This is a genomic window from Lactobacillus sp. C449L (assembly GCF_059900815.1).
The window spans coordinates 1-478 of record NZ_JBWXGA010000141.1 but is presented as its reverse complement, the minus strand read 5'-3'; the positions used below and the strand labels follow the sequence as shown (position 1 = coordinate 478).

Here is a 478-nt window from a genome sequence, read left to right as displayed (position 1 = left end):
GTTGTTGCATATCTTACTGAAGAAGAAGTAACAGGATTATATGTTATCTTCAGAGAAATAAAGAAAGTATTAGAAAGTAAATATAATTTCAATTAAACAACTCAAAAAAATTGAACCTTTTATATAATTATTATATAATATTTATATAAAAGGTTTTTTGTTCATAAACCTCTTACATGGGTACGAAAAATATATTAAAGGGGCTGTCTACAAATGGGAAATAAAGTGGATAGAGAAAAAATGTATGAGAAGCTGCGTAAGTTGGATAAAAAGGTGAAATCTCAACCTAAAACGTTAAAATCAGAGAATGGAACTTTCATTCTTGATCCGAAGGATAAGCATCAAAAAGAATGGTTTGAGAATGATGAGGATTTTGGCGGTTATGGAGACAAAGATGAGTGAGGAATGGCCTTTTGAAACTGGCCAATGTTACATAATGTATGTGGAATTTAGGGATAACAACGGTGAGTTCCTTGAA

Annotated in this window: 1 protein-coding gene; it reads left to right on the top strand. The window is 30.8% G+C overall.

Annotated elements, in window-relative coordinates:
• Nucleotides 1-213 precede the first annotated feature (213 nt).
• Nucleotides 214-402: a hypothetical protein gene (locus AC2JF9_RS08695; protein WP_500726969.1), complete on the top strand. Its 189-nt coding sequence runs from the start codon at nt 214-216 to the stop codon at nt 400-402.
• The last annotated feature ends 76 nt before the right edge of the window (nt 403-478 follow it).